The sequence below is a fragment of the uncultured Williamsia sp. genome (assembly GCF_947494875.1).
Taxonomy (GTDB): domain Bacteria; phylum Actinomycetota; class Actinomycetes; order Mycobacteriales; family Mycobacteriaceae; genus Williamsia_A.
Genome location: NZ_CANLWM010000001.1, coordinates 165979 through 182235 on the forward strand (window position 1 = coordinate 165979; position 16257 = coordinate 182235).

General features: G+C 70.1%; 15 protein-coding genes, 1 tRNA gene and 1 pseudogene. 7 read left to right on the forward strand and 10 right to left on the reverse strand.

Annotated features, from left to right (window positions below; all coding sequences use genetic code 11):
- Position 1: 1 nt before the first annotated feature.
- Positions 2–631, reverse strand: a complete 630-nt coding sequence (locus Q1A98_RS00840) for a TetR/AcrR family transcriptional regulator (protein ID WP_299569143.1) — start codon at positions 629–631, stop codon at positions 2–4.
- A gap of 86 nt (positions 632–717) precedes the next feature.
- Between Q1A98_RS00840 and Q1A98_RS00845 the strand changes: the two genes are divergently transcribed.
- Positions 718–2088 (forward strand): serine hydrolase, encoded by a 1371-nt coding sequence (locus Q1A98_RS00845; protein WP_299569144.1) that lies wholly within the window; start codon positions 718–720, stop codon positions 2086–2088.
- A gap of 2 nt (positions 2089–2090) precedes the next feature.
- On the opposite strand, the gene Q1A98_RS00850 is transcribed toward Q1A98_RS00845, so the two are convergent.
- Both Q1A98_RS00850 and Q1A98_RS00855 read right to left on the reverse strand, forming a co-directional pair.
- Positions 2091–3470: an MFS transporter gene (locus tag Q1A98_RS00850; protein WP_299569145.1), complete on the reverse strand. Its 1380-nt coding sequence runs from the start codon at positions 3468–3470 to the stop codon at positions 2091–2093.
- On the reverse strand, positions 3467–3910 hold the full coding sequence (locus Q1A98_RS00855; RefSeq protein WP_299569146.1) for a MarR family winged helix-turn-helix transcriptional regulator: 444 nt from the start codon (positions 3908–3910) through the stop codon (positions 3467–3469). The genes Q1A98_RS00850 and Q1A98_RS00855 overlap by 4 nt, the downstream gene beginning before the upstream one ends.
- 59 nt (positions 3911–3969) lie before the next feature.
- On the opposite strand from Q1A98_RS00855, the gene Q1A98_RS00860 reads away from it, so the two are divergent.
- The gene (locus Q1A98_RS00860) at positions 3970–4527 is read left to right on the forward strand and encodes an isochorismatase family cysteine hydrolase (protein ID WP_299569147.1); all 558 of its coding nucleotides are present in this window, start codon (positions 3970–3972) and stop codon (positions 4525–4527) included.
- Here Q1A98_RS00860 and Q1A98_RS00865 read toward each other — a convergent pair.
- From Q1A98_RS00865 to murF, 3 genes are read right to left on the reverse strand one after another with little or no spacing between them, the layout of a single operon-like run.
- Positions 4516–5724: a hypothetical protein gene (locus Q1A98_RS00865; protein WP_299569149.1), complete on the reverse strand. Its 1209-nt coding sequence runs from the start codon at positions 5722–5724 to the stop codon at positions 4516–4518. The genes Q1A98_RS00860 and Q1A98_RS00865 overlap by 12 nt on opposite strands.
- A complete protein-coding gene (locus Q1A98_RS00870; protein ID WP_366943343.1) occupies positions 5721–6890 on the reverse strand; it encodes an acyltransferase in 1170 nt (389 codons plus the stop codon). Before Q1A98_RS00870 ends, Q1A98_RS00865 begins: the two co-directional genes overlap by 4 nt.
- Positions 6887–8221, reverse strand: a complete 1335-nt coding sequence (gene murF / locus Q1A98_RS00875) for a UDP-N-acetylmuramoyl-tripeptide--D-alanyl-D-alanine ligase (RefSeq protein ID WP_299569150.1) — start codon at positions 8219–8221, stop codon at positions 6887–6889. The genes Q1A98_RS00870 and murF overlap by 4 nt, the downstream gene beginning before the upstream one ends.
- An 83-nt stretch (positions 8222–8304) precedes the next feature.
- On the opposite strand from murF, the gene Q1A98_RS00880 reads away from it, so the two are divergent.
- The 4 genes from Q1A98_RS00880 (at position 8305) to Q1A98_RS00895 (ending at position 12399) form a co-directional block, all read left to right on the forward strand.
- Positions 8305–9423 carry a D-alanine--D-alanine ligase family protein gene (locus Q1A98_RS00880; protein WP_299569152.1) on the forward strand — a complete coding sequence of 373 codons (1119 nt, stop codon included), beginning with the start codon at positions 8305–8307 and terminating at the stop codon, positions 9421–9423.
- Between the two features lie 8 nt (positions 9424–9431).
- Complete coding sequence (locus Q1A98_RS00885) at positions 9432–10457, forward strand: magnesium transporter CorA family protein (RefSeq protein WP_299569153.1); 1026 nt, start codon at positions 9432–9434, stop codon at positions 10455–10457.
- A 63-nt stretch (positions 10458–10520) separates the two neighbouring features.
- A complete protein-coding gene (locus tag Q1A98_RS00890) occupies positions 10521–11681 on the forward strand; it encodes an NAD-dependent epimerase/dehydratase family protein (RefSeq protein WP_299569154.1) in 1161 nt (386 codons plus the stop codon).
- 49 nt (positions 11682–11730) lie between these two features.
- Positions 11731–12399, forward strand: a complete 669-nt coding sequence (locus Q1A98_RS00895; RefSeq protein ID WP_299570471.1) for a CPBP family intramembrane glutamic endopeptidase — start codon at positions 11731–11733, stop codon at positions 12397–12399.
- Between the two features lies 1 nt (position 12400).
- Here Q1A98_RS00895 and Q1A98_RS22340 read toward each other — a convergent pair.
- From Q1A98_RS22340 to Q1A98_RS00915, 3 genes and pseudogenes are all read right to left on the reverse strand, one after another.
- Positions 12401–13005: pseudogene (locus Q1A98_RS22340) on the reverse strand (class I SAM-dependent methyltransferase).
- A gap of 115 nt (positions 13006–13120) precedes the next feature.
- Positions 13121–13208 (reverse strand) — tRNA-Ser (locus Q1A98_RS00910).
- Positions 13209–13251: 43 nt separating this feature from the next.
- The gene (locus Q1A98_RS00915) at positions 13252–13767 is read right to left on the reverse strand and encodes a MarR family winged helix-turn-helix transcriptional regulator (RefSeq protein WP_299569156.1); all 516 of its coding nucleotides are present in this window, start codon (positions 13765–13767) and stop codon (positions 13252–13254) included.
- A gap of 202 nt (positions 13768–13969) precedes the next feature.
- On the opposite strand from Q1A98_RS00915, the gene Q1A98_RS00920 reads away from it, so the two are divergent.
- Positions 13970–14950 (forward strand): NAD(P)H-quinone oxidoreductase, encoded by a 981-nt coding sequence (locus Q1A98_RS00920; RefSeq protein ID WP_299569159.1) that lies wholly within the window; start codon positions 13970–13972, stop codon positions 14948–14950.
- Between the two features lie 7 nt (positions 14951–14957).
- Here the strand turns inward: Q1A98_RS00920 and Q1A98_RS00925 are convergent, their stop codons facing one another.
- Positions 14958–16154, reverse strand: coding sequence for a cysteine desulfurase-like protein (locus tag Q1A98_RS00925; RefSeq protein ID WP_299569161.1), 1197 nt, complete (start codon positions 16152–16154; stop codon positions 14958–14960).
- Positions 16155–16257: the final 103 nt, after the last annotated feature.

Consider the following 16257-nt stretch of genomic DNA (forward strand, 5'->3'; position numbering starts at 1 on the left):
CTCACTCTCCGGAGCGGTGCAGGGTCGCGAGGTGGAGGACGGCACCGCTCATGAACTCCGCCGCCAACCGCGACGCCGCAGTGGGATCCGCCTGCGACACGAGGAGCGCCTCCCGCGCGGAGTAGACCGACGCGCCGACGAGCATCGCGGCGATCTGTCGCAGCACGGCCGAGGTGGGCTCTACGCCCGTCCGCGCGGCGAGGCGCCCGACGATCCGGTCGACCACGGAGTCGGTGAAGCGTTGCGCCGCCTGGCCTCCGGGGCCTCGATGGGTGTCGTCGACGATGAGCCGGAACCCGTGCGGACGCATCCGGGCGTAGTCGAAGAACGCGACGACGTCGGCCGTCACCTCGTCGGCGATCGAGTCCGACTCCGCCCGCGTGTACGCGTCGAAGAGGAACTCGCGAGCCGCCGCGATCTCGCGGTCGAGGCAGCTGCGGTAGAGGCCCGCCTTGTCGCCGAAGTGCTTGTAGATGGTCGGCTTGCTGGTGTGCGCGCGGCTCGCGATCTCGACGAGAGGCGCGCCGTCGTAACCCGACTCGGCGAACACCTCGGCCGCCGCGGTGAGCACCTGCTCGCGGGGGATCGGCGCCGGACCTGGCCTTTTCCGGCGGGACGACGGCTCGGGCACGGCTGACACTGTACGCAGGCAGACTCGTGTGCTAACTGTTTACCGTGCGGTCAAGTGTTTCAGGTCACAGCAGGTGGACGACGGTCGTGATCGGTGTGCTGTGCGCCTTGGTGGCGGCGCTCGCCGCGCCGGTCGCCTCCGCGGAGCCCACACCGGCACTGCGGTCATGCTCGGTCCCGACCGGGGCCGCGGACCCGCAGACCGCGACCCCCGCCCAGGTGGGCATCGACGCAGCCACGCTGCGCACCGCCATCGCGTTCGCGTCGTCACGGTTGCGGACCAACATCCAGATCTATCGGAACAACTGCCTCGTCGGCCAGGGACCGTTCAACCCGGCGACCGACCGCGTGCCCTGGAACCTGTGGAGCGGCACGAAGTCCGTCGTGTCGATGGTCGCGGGCGTCGCCTACAGCGAGGGACGCCTGCGACTCGACGCACCGATCGGCGACTACCTGCCCGCGGGCCTCGGTGACGCCGCGCATCGCGCGATCACCGTGCGGGATCTGCTGACCCAGACCTCGGGACTGAAGCAGTCGATCGTCAGCGAGGGGATACCGGCCGCACTCGACCTCGACATCAACGTGGTGAAACAGGCTCTGGCACTGCCGATCCTGCACCACCCCGGCACGTTCTTCGAGTACGGCCAACACAACGGTGACCTGCTCGCCTACGTCGTCGGCCGCGCCGTCGGCGAAGACGTCCAGCGCTACGCCCAGGAGAAGCTGTTCGGACCCGTCGGCATCGGTCCGCACGACTGGTTCTGGAACCGTGACCGCAGCGGGAACACCTACGGGTATGCGTTCCTCTACATGCCCCCGGACGATTTCGCCCGACTCGGCCTGTTGATGCTCAACCGCGGGGAATGGAACGGGCGCAGGGTGGTCGCCGCGGACTACGTCGACCAGGCGCGCACCCCGACGGCGACGAACCCGTGCTACGGCTACCTGTTCTGGCTCAACCGCGGACCGTGCACGGGACCGTCGATCCCGTCCCGGCAGACCATCGACGTCGCGCCGTTCCAGGGTCTGCCGTCCGACACCTACGCGATGGTCGGTCTGGCGCAACAGAACAACTTCATCCTGCCGAGCCTGGGGATCCTGGTGAGTTGGACGGGCGCGTTCGGCGACGTCTCCCCCGACCCGATCACGACGCTCAGCGGAAGCCTGAACAGCGAGCTGTACCACAGCTTCCTGCGGCTGTTCGCGGCGTCGGTGACGTCCCCGCGCCTCCCCGACCCGGGCCCGTACCGGCCGACGTTCAACCTCACGGTCGATCCCGATCAGTTCGTCGACCCGTCGGTCGCCCTCGGTGCGTTCGGTCTCGGCCCGTACGCACCGGCCGGGTGCACCATCACCCGCTGCGGCTCGACACCGCTACGCGCGCCACTCCAGGGCAACCCGGGATGCTTTGCCCTGGCCTGCCTCCCCGTCCCTGGTGCGCCACAGCGTCCTCGGTGACGTCAGCCCTGCGCGGCGGCGTCGACCGCGCGCAGGCTGCGGTCGACGACCGTGAGAACGGCCAGCGCCGCGGCGACGACGAGCATGAACACCGCCAGCTCGTGCACACCGGAGGTGGTCGCCCGGGCACCGAAGAAGGCCCCGCTCGCAGCCGACGCCAGCATCGCACCGGAGTACATGAACGTGCGCAGCAGACCCGACGACGCACCCATCCGTTCCGGATCGGCCTGGTGGTACAGCGTGTTCTGTACGGCGAGGTTGATGAGCCCCTGCGGCACGCCGGTGACCGCGGCCGTCACCACCAGGTACCAGAGCGGAGCATCCGTCCACGTCGAGAGGATCAGTGCGGCGGCGGCCATCTGGGCCACGGCACCGACCAGCAGCTTGCGCCGGATCTGCGGTCGACGACCCGTCGTCACCGACACGACGATCCCCACGGCGAACGTCGGGAGCAACACGAGACCCGCAGCCGTCGCGGACAGTCCCCGCGTCTCCTGCAGCCACTGCGTGTAGCCGTAGAGATAGCTGTAGGAGACCGTCGCCGCCAGGACGGCCCGCACATAGGTCACCACGAGCGGACGGTTGCCGACGAAGACGGCGACGTCGATGAAGGGGTGCGCCACCCTGCGCTCCCGCATCACGAACGCCGCGCCGACGACGACGGTGACCACGGGCAGCCACAGTCGGTCGACGGACAGGTCCATCAGGAACACCAGGAGCGACAGCACCATCGCGGTGAACAGGGCCACACCGACCCAGTCCGATCGGGCGCGTGGACCGTCGGGCACCGGGACGGACCGGGGCAGGAACAGCAGCCCGAGGACGAGGATCGCCAGCCCGAGCGGGATGTTGATCGCGAAGGTCGCACGCCACCCCCCGAGGCCGATGAGGAGTCCACCCAGCGTCGGACCGATCACAGCGATGGTCTGCGTCGTCACCGACAGGGCCGTCAACACGCCCGCCGGACTCGTCGTCCCGGTGCGCTCCCCCTCCATCCGGATCAGGTACATCGACGCGGGATACGCAGCGCACGTGCCGATCCCGAGCAGCACACGAGCGAGCACGAGCACCCAGAGGTCGGGGGCCACCACTCCGAGCACCCCCGCGCCGACGGTGCAGAGGGCACCCACGAGATAGAGGCGGCGCGGACCGTGCACGTCGATGAGTCGACCCATCACCGGTTGTCCCACCGCGGTGGCCAGGTACAACCCGGACACGAGCCACACCGTCTGCGAGGCCGGCGCCCCGAGAGCCACGGCGATGGGCACCAGTGCGATCGCGATGATCGACGAGTTGATCGGGTTCAGGATCGACCCGATCATCATCGGTGCCAGCAGTCGCCGGTCGAATCGTCGCCTCGCCTCGACGGTGTCGGCCGTCATCTCGCGACCAGCTTCTCGATCACCCGGGCGGCCTCGATGAGGGTGGCGCACTCGTCGTCGGACAGCCTCTCGGCGACCGTCTCGGTCAACCACTCCGTCCGGGCGCGGTGGTTGTGGTCGTCGGCGTCGCGCCCGGCCGCGGTCAGCATGACGATCTGTCGACGGCCGTCGCCGGGATCGGCGTGTCGCTCCAGCAGACCCACCCGTTCCAGGGCCGCGATCGTCGCGGACATCGACTGCGGCCGGACGTTCTCCACCTCGGCGAGCCGGGCAGCCGTCGACGCCTCTCCCTTGCCCACCCGGGCCAGCACCGACGCCTGCGCGGGAGTCAGTTCGTCGCCGGTGGACACCTCCCGCAGACGACGCAGCAACCGACCCACCGCCACGCGGGTGTCCCCCGCGGCACGGAGGGCGAGATCGGAGGCAACAGTGTCGGACATGTTCGACAGCCTAGACTGATCAGGTTGTGATGAACAGTCTTGACTGACAAACTGTCCCCATGGCCTCAGCACTCCTCGTCATGGACTTCCAGAACGGCATCGTCGACCGGTTCGACTCCGCGGCGACACTGGCGAACGCCGTCTCGGCGACGGACGCAGCCCGCGCCGCGGGTGTCCCCGTCGTGTTCGTCCGCGTCGCGTTCCGCCCGGGCTACCCGGAGGTGGCCGCGACGAATCTGGGCTTCGGCAGGCTGGCGGACGCCGCCGGCGACTCGATGACCGAGTCCGCGCACGGCACGCAGATCCACCCGGCATTGGCCCCTCGGCCCGACGAGGCGATCGTGACGAAGCGGCGCGTCAGCGCGTTCACCGGCAGCGACCTCGAGGTGCTGCTGCGGGGCCTCGACGCGTCGGAGATCGTGCTCGCCGGCATCTCCACCAGCGGCGTCGTGCTGTCCACACTCCGACAAGCCGCCGATCTCGACTACCGGATCACGGTGTTGTCCGATGCGTGCGCCGACACCCAGACCGACGTGCACGAGGTGCTGATGACCTCGGTGTTCCCCCGTCAGGCGACGGTCACGACCACCGCGGACTGGGTGTCGTCACTCTCCTGACCAGGGCCGGCTCCCGGCCGACAGGCGAAGGATGTTGCCCTGCAGCACATCCCGGTAGATGCGCAGGTTCTCCTCGCCTGCGCGCACCTGCTCGGTGAGTCGGCGGGTGTTGTCGGCCGAGACCTCGCGCGACCCCGCCCGACCGACGAGCTCGTCGATGCGGTCGTCGATGGTCGCGGTGTGCGCATACTCCTCGAGCACACGGAGCTCGGCCGCGGCCGACTCGACGACCTCGGCAACGGTCGCCAGAGCCGCCACGCGGTCGACGAGTTCCCGCCACACCGGACGCAGCGACTCCTCGCGTCGGGCGATGTGACCGTCGAGGCTGTCGTCGAAGCCCGCGGAGCGGCGCGACGCGTCGAGATCGACACGGATGGCACGCAATGCGATGACATCGGCGGCGATCTCGGCCAGCTCAGCGTTCAGGTCGACCTGGCCCCGCTGCAGCGTGAAATGCTCGGAATGCCATGCCGGACACCGCAGCACGCGATCGTAGAAGCTGCCCGCCGCGAAGAGCATGGTCTCGTACCCGTCGATGAACCGGGAGTCGCTACCGGGTGCAGCGCCCTCGACATCGCCGGCGATCTCGGCGAACCACCGTCGGCCTGAGTCCTTTCCGGCTTTCGCGGCGGCGTTCTCGATGGCCCCGGCGACCCGCTCGAGCGCGGCGTTGCCGATGCGACGGACGTACCCGCCGACATCCGGCGTCGGGGTGTAGGTGAGGCCGATGAACAGGCGCTCCCGGTCGACCGCCTCGAGATGCGTGCCCTCGCGACGCTCGCGCCGGATCGCACGGACCCCGGTCGCGAACACGCCCTTGCCGCTGACCAGCGTGCGGCGGGCGTCGTCGAGCTTGCGCGCCACGGAGTTCCGGCGTGCCCGGATGACCGCCGCGACCACCGACGGTGTCACCGGCGCGTCGGCCTGCTCGTCGAGCGTGGCCACGGTCCGCTGGAGACGACGCAACTCGGCGAACTCGCGCGCGCCCGGCAGCATCTGCGACGACGACGGGATCGGGAGGCCTGCCCGCATCCGGGCGAGCACGATCGCTCGGGCGGATGCGTCGAGGTGGCCGGTCGCGATCGCCACGGCCGCGGCGTCGGACAACTCCGGGTGACGCCCGGGGATCGTCGACCTCTCGCACCAGCGGTGGACGGTGTCCGACGTGACCTGCACGGAGGAGGCGTCGCGGCTCATCGGGCACTGCTCCTGTCCGGGGTCGGGGTCACCCCCGATGGTACGGATCGGGCCCACCACCAGGCATATGTCGTCCGATGTAGCGCCCATGCGATCGGGATGGAGACCACAGTCGTGATGATCAGCACCCCGAGCATCGACCCCGTGAACGTCGGATAGCCGAGGAGGTCCATCACCCACACCAGCACGACGAGGTGGACCAGGAAGAACTCGTAGGAGATCTCGCCGAGCCACACCGCGACGCGATGGCCGAGCAGTCGGTCGAGGAGGTTCCCCCGCCTCGAGAGCGCCAGTGCACCCACGAGGCACGACGCGGTGATCGCGTAGAGCACCGACTTCACGACCGTCGCGCCCGCGGTCGTCGGCGTGATGGTCGGCTCGCCCGCCGCCGACGTCCAGCTGAGCTGGAACGCCAGCACCGCGACGAGCACCGCCAGCAGCGGATGCACCCGCATGGAGCACTGCGCGGCGACGGCGAGCACCATCCCGCAGGCGAACCAGATCACGAAGGCCGGTGGCCACAGGCGGGCGGTCGGGTCGGTGAGTGTGCCGTCGGAGGTGAGAACGGCCCAGATCGGGCTGATCGCACCCACGACCACCAACGCCCCGACCACCGCCCACGGTCGCCACCGCCCCCGGCACACGACGCGGACGGTCACCCACGCGATCAGCGGGAGCGCGACGTAGAAGGCGGCCTCGACCGCCAGACTCCACATCTGTGTGAGACCGACATGCAGGTGACCGAACCCGTAGATCTGGGTCAGCGTCATCGACCGCAGGAAGCCCGACCAGTCGTGTGCGAGCGTCGCGTCCTGCGTCCGCCACACCGAGAACAGTGCGTAGGTCGCGATCACCGTGACCCAGTACGCGGGCAGGATCCGTCGCACGCGGTGGACCGCGTAGCGCCGCAGCGACGGACCAGGCCGCCCCTCGGCGAGGGCCCGGACCCACGGCCGGAACAGCAGGAACCCCGACAGCACGAAGAAGATCGCGACACCGATCTCCAGTCGCGCGGCCATCCGGCCAGGGAGGTCGTCGGTGTAGCCGCCGGTCCAGAACGCGGCGTGCGTCGCGCAGACCGCGAACGCGGCGACCGCACGCAACCCGGTGAGCGAGTCCCGGCGGCGTGCGACCGGCGGGTCACGACGGCCTGCGATGGCGGTCAGCGCGAGGCCGGGGCCGCCAGCAGAGCTGCCGCGACGCGTTCGAGCGCGGCGACCCGAGAGCCCTTGACCAGCACCGCGTCACCGGCCGACAGGTCCGACAGCGCGGTGAGTGCCGCGTCGATGTCGGCGACGTGGCGCGCGTCGGGTCCGTAGTCGGGGGCGTCGACGGCGATGACCTCGACACCGAGTTCCTGCGCCCGCGCGGTGATCGCGAGGTGCTCGGCCTGCGCCGTGTCGCCGATCTCCGCCATCACACCGACGACGGCGACCTTTCGGCTGTCGGTGAGTCCCGACAGCGCGTCGAGCGCGGCCCGCATGGAGGTCGGGTTCGCGTTGTAGGAGTCGTTGAGGACGGCGACCCCGTCGTCGGTGCGGGTCAGTTCCATCCGCAGACCGGAGATCGAGGCACCCGAGAGCCCCTCGGCGATCTGATCGACCGACAGGCCGAGCCCACCGGCGACGGAGGCCGCGGCGAGGGCGTTGTGCACCTGGTGGCGACCGCGGGCCGCCATCGCGACCTCGATCGATCCCCACGGCGAGTGCAGCGTGAAGGTCGGGCGCAGCTCGGCGTCGACGCGGATGTCGGTGGCGTGCACGTCGGCCGTCGGCGACAGGCCGTAGGCGATGACGTCGGCGGTGGTCCTCGCGGCCATCGCGATGACGGTGTCCTGGTCGACGTTGAGCACCGCGAGTCCGTCGTCGGGCAGGGACGCGATCAGCTCGCCCTTGGCCTGGGCGATCGCACCGATGGAGCCGAACATCTCGAGGTGCACCCCGTCGACGCGGGTCACCACACCGACCGTCGGGTGGGCGATGTCGCAGAGCATCGCGATGTGGCCGATCCCGCGGGCCCCCATCTCGACGACGACAGCCTCGGTGTCGTCGGCGGCACCCATCAGGGTGATGGGGAGGCCCAGTTCGTTGTTGAAGGATCGCTCGTTGGCGTGCGTCCGCAGAGCCGTGGAGAGCACCTGCGCGAGCATGTCCTTGGTCGACGTCTTGCCCACCGATCCGGTGACCCCGACGACGGGCCCGGTGAGGCGGCGGCGCGCTGCCTCACCCACCGCCATCAGGGCGCGAGCGGTGTCGTCGACCTCGATCGCCGCCGCCGACGCGCCCGGCAGCGGCGGCCGGGCCGTCAGGTAGGCCGCCGCTCCGGCGGACAGGGCCTGGGGGATGAAGTCGTGACCGTCGCGCTCCGCGACGATCGGGACGAAGAGCTGTCCCGACCCGATCGTGCGGGAGTCGATCCCGGCGCCGTCGATCTGGACATCGGCGCCGGTGAGACTCCCGCCGGTGGCGGACGCGATCTCGCTGGCTGTGAAACGCACCCGTCGATTTTACGCGGGCGGTGACCGTGGACAGTCCCACCACGTCGAGCGGGTGTCCGGATCGTGACCGTAGGGTGAGCGCCATGGTCCTCCCGCCCGACCCCGACCAGCCCCTGGAGCACGTGCGGCTGGTCGTGCTCTACGGCGGCAAGTCGGCCGAACACGACATCTCCTGCATCACCGCGGCGCACGTCATGGCCGCCGCGGACCGACGTCGCTACGAGATCGTCCCGGTGGGCATCACCCGCGCCGGCGAGTGGATCCGCAACGACAAGGCGGTCGCCGCGCTCCAGGAGGGACGAGAACTCCCCTCCAGCCTGCCGATCGAGGGAACCACCGCGGCGTCCACAGAGATCCTGCGCGGCCCCCGCGCGGTCACCACCGGCGACCTCATCCCGACGACCGTCGTCCTCCCCCTGTTGCACGGCCCGCACGGCGAGGACGGCACGGTCCAGGGGATGTTGGAGCTCCTCGGGGTCCCGTACGTGGGGAGCGGAGTCCTGGGGTCCGCGGTCTGCATGGACAAGGCGATGGCGAAAGTGGTGGCGGCACAGAACGACATCCCCCAGTGCCGCTGGCTCGAGTACCGCGACGGCGTCGGCACGACGGCCGACTTCGCGACGCGGGTGGCCGACGAGCTCGGGTTCCCGGTCTTCGTCAAGCCCGCCAATCTGGGCTCCTCCGTGGGCATCTCGAAGGCGCACGACGCGGCCGAACTGACCCCCGCGATCGACCTGGCGCTGCGGTACGACGAGGTCGTCATCGTCGAGGAGGGCGTCACCGGGCGCGAGATCGAGGTGGCAGTCCTCGGCAACGCACAGCCCGAGGCCTCGCTGCCGGGTGAGGTCCTTCCCGGTGCCGAGTTCTACGATTACGCCGACAAGTACCTCAACGGCACCGCGGGACTGTCGATCCCGGCGCAGCTGTCCGAGGAGGCGACCGCCGAGGTGCGGGAACTCGCCCTGCGCGCGTTCACAGCGATGCGCTGCTCGGGCATGGCTCGCGCCGACTTCTTCTACGAGGAGGACGGTCGCGGCTGGCTCCTCAACGAGGTCAACACCATTCCCGGTTTCACCCCGTCGTCGATGTACCCGAAGATGTGGGAGGCGACGGGCCTCTCCTACCCCGATCTCATCGACCGTCTCGTCGACCTCGCCTGGTTCCGGCACGGCCGTCGGTCGACGTTCTCGACCGAGCACTGACCACCACCGTGTCCGACGGGGCGATCACCGGGCAGATCTGGCGCGACGGCGCGCCCGTCGACGGGTTCGACCTCGCGGTGATCTCCGACTGCCTCACCGAGTCCCACACCCTGGTGTGGGCGGACCTCGAGGACCCCTCCGAGGAGACCATGGGCCGGCTCGCCGAGGAGCTGGACCTCAGCCCGTGGGCGGTGGAGGACGCGCTCGCGGCGGCCGAACGCACGAAGGCGACGACCTACGCCCACCACACCTTCGTGACCGTCTATGCCGTCCGCTGCTCCGCCGACGCGGGCGTCCGTGCGTCCGACACGCCCGTCGGCGCCTCGCAGTCGATCGCCACGCAGCGCATCTCGGTGTTCATCAAGCGCAACGCTCTCATCACGGTCCGACTCACCAGATCGGCCGACATCGTCGACATGGCCGAGGTGCGACGGCGATGGGACGAGACGGAGGCCCACGACCGCGGCGTCGAGGCGCTCTTGCACGGACTGCTCGACGTCGTCGTCGACGGGCACTTCGAGGCCGTGCAGACCCTCGACGACGCGATCGAGGACCTCGAGGGCCTGCTGTTCGACGAGTCCGTCCTGGCACGCACCCTGCAGCGGAGGACCTACGGCGTGCGCAAGGATCTCGTCGCGCTGCGCCGCGTGGTGCTGCCGATGCGCGAGGTGGTCGCGGTGATCCAGCACCGCCGCGACGCGCTCGGCGCCGGCGACCGTCTCGATCCCGAGTTCGCCGACCTCTACGACCATGTCCTGCGCGCGGCGGAATGGACCGAGTCGTTGCGCGACATGGTGTCGACGGTGTTCGAGACGAACCTGTCGTTGCAGGACGCCCGGCTGAACACGGTGATGAAGAAGCTCACCGGCTGGGCCGCCATCATCGCGGTCCCCACGGCGATCACCGGGTTCTACGGGCAGAACGTCCCGTTCCCCGGCTTCGACCACACCGTGGGATTCGTCACCAGCTGCGTCTTGCTGCTGACGGCCATGATCGTCCTGTATGCCCTGTTCAAGCGACGCGACTGGCTCTGAGCGCGTCCTGCCGAGAGCCCCCGTGCCCGGCCCCACCCGGCGAGTTACGCCTACCGTGGTGGCATGCGCATCCTGGTGACCGGTGCCAGCGGCTACGTCGGGTCACGACTGGTCACGGGCTTGCTCGAGGCGGGGCACGAGGTGATTGCCGCGTCCCGCAAACCCGACGGCCTCGCCGACTACGGCTGGTACGACGACGTCGTCCCGGTAGCACTCGACGCCTCCGACCGGACGGCCGCCGCGACGGCGTTCGGCGCCGTGGGTCCGATCGACGTCGTCTACTACCTCGTCCATGGCATCGGCCAGAGCGATTTCCGTGCCAAGGACAACGCCGCCGCTCGCAACGTCGCGGAGGCCGCCCGGGACAACGGCGTGTCCCGGATCGTCTACCTCGGCGGGTTCGTGCCCGACGAGGACAAGCTCTCCGAGCATCTCGTCAGCCGCGCCGAGGTCGCCGACCACCTCCAGGTGCCCGGCGGGCCGGAGCTGGTCTGGTTGCGCGCGGCGGTCGTGCTCGGCGCCGGGTCGACGTCGTTCGAACTCATCCGCTATCTCGCCGATCGCCTGCCGGTCATCCCGCTGCCCGCGTGGGCCGACAACAAGATGGATCCCATCTCCGTCCGCGACGTCGTGCACTACCTCGTCGCCGCGGCCGACTCGTCGACCGTCCCGGCGGGTGCCTACGACGTCGCCGGCGCGGACGAGTCCAGCTACCGCGACGTCCTCATGACCTATCTGTCCGTGGCGCATCGCCGGCGTATCCCGTTGCCGCTGCGCGGTTTCGGGACCGGTCTGGCGTCGAAGGTGAGCGGCCTGCTGGTGCCCGTGCCCAGCGGTCTCACCGGCGACCTGGTCGCGTCGCTCGACTACCCGATGTACGCCTCCGAGCACCGCATCCGAACGCTCGTCCCCGACCCACCCGACGGCCTGCTCACCGTGCGGGCCGCGGTCGAGCGCGCGCTGAGCGGAGGCGCACCGAAGCCGGTGAACGAACTGTCGGACCCGCACCACCTCGCCGACTCCGATCCGGACTGGGCCGGCGGCGACGTCGCCCACATCCGCAAGCTCGGCTCGGCTGCGGTCTCCGCCGACGGGTGGGACCAGTTCGAGCGCCTCGGTGCGGCGCTGGTCCTGTCGTTCGGTCCGGCCGCCGGTGCGGTCCGTGTCGGGTGGGACATCGCGGCCGACGCGGTTGCCCGAGTGAACCATCACCTGGGACGGTGATCGCGTGACCACGTTGGTGACCGAGGGCTGGGACCAGTTGCGCGGAGCCGTGCTCCACCGGGAACCCGCACATCCGGCGGAGCCGCCGCGCACCGTCAAGCGCCGACGGGTCGTGGTCGTCGTCTTCCTGGTGATCGGTGCGGTGTTCCTCGGACTGTCGCTCTCGGCCGAGCCCGGCGACGCGATCTTCTACGTCTACACACTCGCCCTCGCCGCCGTGTGGTGCGTGGGGGCGGCGCTGTCGCGACCACTGCACCTGGGGCGCGTGACGTGGCGCGGCCACCGGCGACGCCCGATCCTCACCGGCATCGGTGTCGGCCTGGCGCTGGGAGCCGTGTTCATCGTCGGTGGGCTCGTCGTGCGACTCATCCCGCCGCTCAAGGATCTCGTCACCTCGGTCTTCGAGCACGCGACGGCCGGCAACCTGACCGTCGTCGTACTGATCGCCTTGATCAACGGCGTCGCCGAGGAACTGTTCTTCCGCGGCGCGCTGTACTCGGCGCTCGGCCGCCACTACCCGGTGATCTTCTCCACGCTCATCTACATCCTCGTCACGCTGTGCAGCGGCAACCCGATGCTCGGTTTCGCCGCGATCTTCATGGGTTTCGTCGCCGCCGTCGAACGTCGCGCCACCGATGGCGTGCTCGCCCCGATCCTCACCCACGTCGCCTGGACAGCGGTGGTCCTCCTGGCCCTGCCCCCGCTGTTCGGGGTCTGAGTCAGGGCTTGCGCCACTCGATCACGTAGCGCCACATCGGGAGTCGGCGCCACCGGCAGCCCGGCAGTTCGCGCCGCGCGGTGTCCCGTACCTCGCTGTAGGTGTGCGGAGGCGCCCACACCGTCGGCGCGCTGTGCTCCCAGTAGCCGTGCCGGCGAGTCAGGGTCTGATGCTGGACGAGACCGACGAGGTGGACCACCACGTCACCGATCGTCGACGTCCGCGCGAGGCCGACCACCACGACGACACCCCCGGGCGCGGTGAGCTCGGCGAGCCGGCGCAGCGCCGCCCCCGGGTCGCCGAGATGATGCAGCGTCGCCACCGAGGCGACCACGTCGAACGATTCCGCGCGAAGGGATGCGTCATGACGTCGCCGTGAACCCATGTGACCGCAGTGCTTTCCCGACGCGCCGACTCCAGGACCTGCCCGTCGGCGTCGATCCCGGTCACCGACCCGACCGCCGTCGCCAGATCCGCCGCGAGCAACCCGTTCCCGGTGCCGACGTCCAGCGCGGTCCGGGCGCCGGCGGGAACCGCGTCCAGTACGACGCGGTGATGGTGGATGTTGTGGTTCCACCGTCCGTCGATCGGTCCCCGGCCGCTCACAGGGCCGACCGTACTGGATTTCTGTCCGAGATCCGCACCGACAGCGCGCCCCGTGGACGATGTGACCGCGGTGGGTCCTCTGGATGCCAGATCTCGGACACCGGACCACGAATCCTGGCGGAAGTGGAGGGATTTGAACCCCCGGTGGTTTCACCCACGCTCGCTTTCAAGGCGAGTGCATTCGGCCGCTCTGCCACACTTCCCTCGCCGGTCAGGGTAACGCAGCCGGTCGAGCGGGTTTCCGGGCTACTCCAGCCCCTCGCGGATGTCGCGGAAGAACTTGTCCAGGTCGGCGGTGTGGCCCTGCCAGACATGGGCAAACAGATGACGACGGACGCGGTGCGCGTGACCGTTCGCCGCGCGGCGGAGGTGATCCCGGCCGGCGTCGGTGATCCGGACGAGCCGGTTGCGGGCGTCGCTGGTGTCGGGGATGCGTTCGACGTCGCCGAGGTCGACCAGTCGCGACACCTGGCGGGAGATGGTGCTCCGTGACGCCAACCCGCCACCGGCCAGATCGGTCATGCGAAGCACGGGTTGGTCGGCCAGCGCCTCGAGGATCATGTATTCACCCAGGGCGAGGTCGGTCTCGTCCACCAGCTCACGGTCGAGGAACGTCAGCAGCGCCTGGGTGCCCTCGACGAAGCTCCGCCACGCCTGCTGATCGGCGTCGCTCAGCGGGCCGTCCGGCTCGTTCTCGACCGAGCGGAGCGGGACGACGCGGACGTCGGGCTGCGGCTCCAGGTCGTCGCCTCTGCTGAACATCGCCCCCCATCTCTCCGCGGCGATTCCGCGCAGCGTTCAACGGAAGGCGCCTTTTCTCGGCTTCTCGACAGTAGCGTCGGACCGGGCACGTCAGCAGTCGGTCGATCGCATCATTCCCGCTGGTCAAGCATCGTCGATGACTCATGCATGCTATGTAACGATCGTTCGGGAATGACGGCTGTCCGCACCGGTTGGAGGAGTTATGCGCGCAATCTCTGTCGAGAACGAGGGACCCGATTCCCGCCTGGTCCCCGCCACCGCCGACCGCCCGTCACCGGGTCCCGGCGAGGTCGTCATCGCCGTCACGGCCGCCGGCATCAACCGGGCCGACTTCATGCAGCGGCAGGGCTTCTACCCGCCGCCCCAGGGCGCGAGTCCGATCCTGGGCCTCGAGGTGTCCGGGGCCGTCGACGAGCTCGGCGAGGGTGTCACCGACCTCTCCGTCGGCGACGAGGTGTGCGCCCTCCTCGCCGGCGGCGGATACGCGGAGTACGTCGCGGTGCCCGCGGTCCAGGTCCTCCCCATCCCCGACGGCGTCGACCTCGTCGAGGCGGCGGCACTGCCCGAGGTCGCCGCGACCGTGTGGTCGAACCTCGTCCTCGCGGCGGGTCTGCGGTCCGGTGAGCGGCTGCTGATCCACGGCGGGGCGAGCGGCATCGGCACCCACGCCATCCAGCTGGCACGGGCCCTGGGCGTCGAGGTCGCGGTGACCGCGGGGTCGCAGCGCAAGCTCGACATCTGCGCGCAGTTCGGCGCGACGACGCTCATCGATTACCACCAGGACGACTTCGTCGACACCGTCGAGGACCTCGGCGGCGCCGACGTCATCCTCGACATCATCGGCGCGAAGTACCTCGCGCGGAACGTCGAGGCGCTGGCGTCCGGTGGGCGTCTCGTGATCATCGGGATGCAGGGCGGCGCGAAGGCCGAGCTCGACATCTCGAAGCTGCTGCCGAAGCGGGCGTCGGTCACCGCGACCAACCTGCGCGGTCGACCCGTCGACGGACCGACGGGCAAGGGCGCCATCATGGCCGGGGTCCGTGACACCACCTGGCCGTTCGTCGCCGACGGCAGCATCCGCCCTGTCGTCGACCGCACGTTCCCTCTCGACGAGGCCGACGCGGCACACCGTCACCTCTTCGACGACGGCGCCGCCGTGGGGAAGGTGCTGTTGACGGTGTGAGCCGCATTCAGCCGAGCGAACCGAGGCAGCGGACCAGCTGATCGACTTCGTAGGGCGTCGAGTACTGCCCGAGCCCGATCGTGATCGCTCCCCCGACGTCGCCGACGCCGATGATGTCGAGCGCCCGACTCGGCCGATCGACGAGCGCGCAGATCCCGTTGTCGGCGAGTCGTCGAGCGACCTTGTCGGCGGTGACACCGTCGACGGTGAAGCTGGCGGTCGGCACCCGCTCTGCGGCGGAGCCGACCATGTGGACGAAGTCCAGATGGGACACCGACTCGACGAGATAGGCGGTCAGGCGGCGGAGGTAGCCGTTCAGGCTGCCGATCGAGGTGACCAGGCGTTCCCGTCGACTCCCGGTGGCGGCCTCGTCGAGCGATGCGAGGTGCTCCACGGACGCCGCGAGTCCGGCGAGCAGCGCATGGTGCAGTCCGTCGACCTCCAGACGCGCAGGTCCGCTCGTGGACGTCGACAGCCCCGACGGACGCAGCGTCGCGATGCGACCGGGGTCGCGGAAGATCAACGCCGCCACCTGCGGACCGCCCCACCGTTCGGCGGAGACGACGAGGACGTCGGCGCCCATCGCCTCGATGTCGAGGACGGCGTACGGGGCCGCGGACGTCGCGTCGACGACGAACAGCGCACCGGCGTCGTGTGCCGCGGCACCGATTGCCGCGATATCGGTGGCCGTCCCGATGGTCGACGATGCTGCGGTGACGGCCACCACGGCCGTCGAGTCGTCGAGGAGGTCGGAGTACTGCCAGGGCGGGAGCTCGCCGTTCTCGATGTCGACCTCGGCCCACCGCACGCGGGCGCCATAGCGGTCGGCCGCGCGGAGCCAACCGATCACGTTCGGTTCGTCGTCGAGGCGGCTGACGACGGCGGTCGACCCCAACCAGACCCGTGGCGGCAGCGACTCCGCCAGCGTCGACAGCAGGATGCCGCGGCTGGGACCGAGGACCACCCCGGCGGGATCGCCACCGACGAGATCGGCGACCGCCTGACGCGCGGCGTCGACGACGGTCTGCGACTGACGGGCCGCCGGATAGACGCCGCCGGGCTGCGACACGAGCGCGCGGAACGCCTTCGACACCGTCGACGCGACCGAGTCGGGGATCTGGCTCCCGGCCTGCGGATCGAGGTGGATCCACCCGTCGCCGAGCGACGGGAACAGCCCGCGCACCCGTGCGACGTCGTAGGTCATGGCAGACACCTTAGACCCGCGCAGAAGTGCTCTTCCGGGTCGTTCACACGGACGAACTCGGACATGTGAGTGTGCACGCATGCGTCATCTCCGCAGGTGACGG

Excerpts from the sequence above, each read along its gene's own strand:
- Q1A98_RS00920 (WP_299569159.1), top strand. The coding sequence starts at position 13,970 with ATGCGCGCAATCTCTGTCGAGAACGAGGGACCCGATTCCCGCCTGGTC.
- Q1A98_RS00860 (WP_299569147.1), top strand. The coding sequence starts at position 3,970 with ATGGCCTCAGCACTCCTCGTCATGGACTTCCAGAACGGCATCGTCGAC.
- Q1A98_RS00855 (WP_299569146.1), bottom strand. The coding sequence starts at position 3,910 with ATGTCCGACACTGTTGCCTCCGATCTCGCCCTCCGTGCCGCGGGGGAC.
- Q1A98_RS00915 (WP_299569156.1), bottom strand. The coding sequence starts at position 13,767 with ATGTTCAGCAGAGGCGACGACCTGGAGCCGCAGCCCGACGTCCGCGTC.
- Q1A98_RS00880 (WP_299569152.1), top strand. The coding sequence starts at position 8,305 with ATGGTCCTCCCGCCCGACCCCGACCAGCCCCTGGAGCACGTGCGGCTG.
- Q1A98_RS00865 (WP_299569149.1), bottom strand. The coding sequence starts at position 5,724 with ATGAGCCGCGACGCCTCCTCCGTGCAGGTCACGTCGGACACCGTCCAC.
- Q1A98_RS00850 (WP_299569145.1), bottom strand. The coding sequence starts at position 3,470 with ATGACGGCCGACACCGTCGAGGCGAGGCGACGATTCGACCGGCGACTG.
- Q1A98_RS00925 (WP_299569161.1), bottom strand. The coding sequence starts at position 16,154 with ATGACCTACGACGTCGCACGGGTGCGCGGGCTGTTCCCGTCGCTCGGC.
- Q1A98_RS00890 (WP_299569154.1), top strand. The coding sequence starts at position 10,521 with ATGCGCATCCTGGTGACCGGTGCCAGCGGCTACGTCGGGTCACGACTG.